Here is a 2,490-nt window from a genome sequence, read left to right as displayed (position 1 = left end):
GCCGCAGGCTGCGATCTTTTGATCTTTTAAAAAGCAAAAGATCGCAGCCTGCGGCAGCTCCTACAGGGGGATGTATGTGCCTAAGCGCCCGTGCCACCCACGGTGATCGCATCAATCTTCAGCGTTGGCTGGCCGACACCCACCGGCACCGACTGACCATCCTTGCCACACGTCCCCACACCGCTGTCCAGCGCCAAGTCATTGCCGACCATCGACACCTTGCTCATGGCCTCCGGGCCGTTGCCGATCAACGTCGCGCCTTTGACCGGGGCGGTGATCTTGCCGTCTTCGATCAGGTACGCCTCGCTGGTGGAGAACACGAACTTGCCGCTGGTGATGTCCACCTGGCCGCCGCCGAGGTTGGCGCAGTAGATGCCGCGCTTCACCGACGCGATGATTTCTTGCGGGTCGCTTTCGCCGGCCAGCATGTAGGTGTTGGTCATGCGCGGCATCGGCAGGTGCGCGTAAGATTCGCGACGACCGTTACCGGTGCGGGCTACGCCCATCAGGCGGGCGTTGAGCTTGTCCTGCATGTAGCCCTTGAGTACGCCGTTTTCGATCAGTGTGGTGCACTCGGTTGGCGTGCCTTCGTCGTCAACGCTCAAGGAGCCACGACGACCGGCCAAGGTGCCATCATCGACGATGGTGCACAGCTTGGACGCCACCATCTCGCCCATGCGCCCGCTGTAGGCCGAACTGCCCTTGCGGTTGAAGTCGCCTTCCAGGCCGTGGCCGACCGCTTCATGCAGCAGCACGCCCGACCAGCCGGAGCCCAGCACCACCGGCAAGGTTCCGGCCGGCGCCGGAATGGCTTCCAGGTTGACCAGCGCCTGGCGCAACGCTTCACGGGCATAACCCATGGCGCGATCTTCAGCCAGGAAATAACGGTAATCGGTACGCCCGCCACCGCCGTGACCACCGCGTTCGCGACGGCCGTTCTGTTCGACGATCACACTGACGTTGAAGCGCACCAGTGGCCGGACATCCGCCGCCAGGCCGCCATCGGTGGACGCCACCAGGATCCGCTCCCAGACCCCGGCCATGCTCACGGTGACTTGCTGGATACGCGGATCAAGGGCACGGGTGGCGGCATCGATGCGCTTGAGCAGGTCGACTTTCTCGGCACGGGTCAGCACTTCCAGCGGATTGTCCGGCCCGTACAACTGCGCCACATCCTGGGTGGTGAACGCTTGCACGGTGCCATTCTGTCCGGCCCGGGAGATCGACCGGGCGGCTCGGGCAGCCGCGCCCAAGGCTTCCAGGGTGATGGCATTGCTGTAGGCAAAACCGGTCTTCTCACCGGATTGCGCGCGAACACCAACCCCTTGGTCGAGGTTGAAGCTGCCTTCCTTGACGATGCCGTCTTCCAGCGCCCAGGACTCGGAAATCTGCCCCTGGAAATACAGGTCGGCGGCATCGATGCCAGGGCCGGCCAGGTCGCCAAGCACACCTTGCAGGCTTTCGATCGTTACGCCACCGGGTGCCAGGAGGTGCTCACTGACTGAGGACAACAACTCGCTCATATGCTTTACGCCTTAAATTCATCGTTCTGAGGCAGGCCGCTGGGCGCCCTGCGAGAAAAAGCGCCGGTGACTGGACACCGGCATCCGCGCCCGGATGGACGCCTGTTCGCTGCTATCGCGTTCGGCCAGCAGCACGGCCTCGCCTTGATCCTGTTGTGCCAGCACCCGTCCCCATGGGTCGACGATTGCCGCGTGCCCCCAGGTTTCCCTCGGCCCCGGATGCGTTCCACCCTGGGCGGCCGCGAGCACATAACATTGGGTTTCGATGGCTCGCGCACGAATCAGCACATCCCAGTGCGCGGCGCCGGTTACGGCGGTGAAAGCCGACGGCGCGGTAATCAGTTCCGCGCCGGCAGCACGTAATTCACTGTAGAGCTCCGGGAAGCGCAGGTCATAACAAACCGTCAGGCCGACTCGCCCGACCGGCGTATCCGCAACCACGATCCCGCTGCCATAAGCATAGTCATCGGATTCGCGATAACGGCCGCGATTGTCTGCCACGTCCACGTCAAACAGGTGCAGCTTGTCGTAGCGAGCGACCGTTTCGCCTTGGTCGTCAACCAGCAACGAGCAGGCATGCACCTTGGCCGACGGTTGATCCACCGGCGGCAACGGCAAGGTGCCCGCCACAATCCATAACTTGAGGTCGCGGGCCGTCTGTTTCAACCAGGGCAGGATCGGGCCTTCGCCCAACGCCTCGGCGCGACCGATGTCGGCGATGTCGCGCCGGCCCATGGCGGCGAAATTTTCCGGCAGCACAGCCAATTTCGCACCGCCCACGGCCGCTTGTTCCAGCAACTGACGCGCCCGGGCCAGGTTGGCCAGCACATCGCTCTGGCTGACCATTTGAATTACCGCTACAGACATGGCCTTTCCCTGATCGGATACCAACGCATACCTGTAGGAGCTGCCGCAGGCTGCGATCTTTTGATGTTGCTTTTAAGATCAAGATCAAAAGATCGCAGCC

The 2,490-nt window shown here is 63.0% G+C and carries 2 protein-coding genes; both read right to left on the bottom strand.

Annotated features, from left to right (window positions below; translation table 11 throughout):
- Nucleotides 1-80: 80 nt before the first annotated feature.
- Nucleotides 81-1,523 (bottom strand): metalloprotease TldD, encoded by a 1,443-nt coding sequence (gene tldD, locus AC3WWR_RS30795; RefSeq protein WP_020796634.1) that lies wholly within the window; start codon nt 1,521-1,523, stop codon nt 81-83.
- Between the two features lie 18 nt (nt 1,524-1,541).
- Entirely contained in the window at nt 1,542-2,390 is an 849-nt protein-coding gene (locus AC3WWR_RS30790; protein WP_489327349.1) for a carbon-nitrogen hydrolase family protein, read from the bottom strand.
- Between the last annotated feature and the right edge of the window lie 100 nt (nt 2,391-2,490).

Source organism: Pseudomonas sp. EB271-G4-1, assembly GCF_058791355.1.
This window is presented reverse-complemented; position numbering and strand designations above follow the sequence as displayed.

What these genes read in the sequence shown, in the direction of transcription:
- tldD (WP_020796634.1), bottom strand. Translation starts at nt 1,523, where the DNA reads ATGAGCGAGTTGTTGTCCTCAGTCAGTGAGCACCTCCTGGCACCCGGT.
- AC3WWR_RS30790 (WP_489327349.1), bottom strand. Translation starts at nt 2,390, where the DNA reads ATGTCTGTAGCGGTAATTCAAATGGTCAGCCAGAGCGATGTGCTGGCC.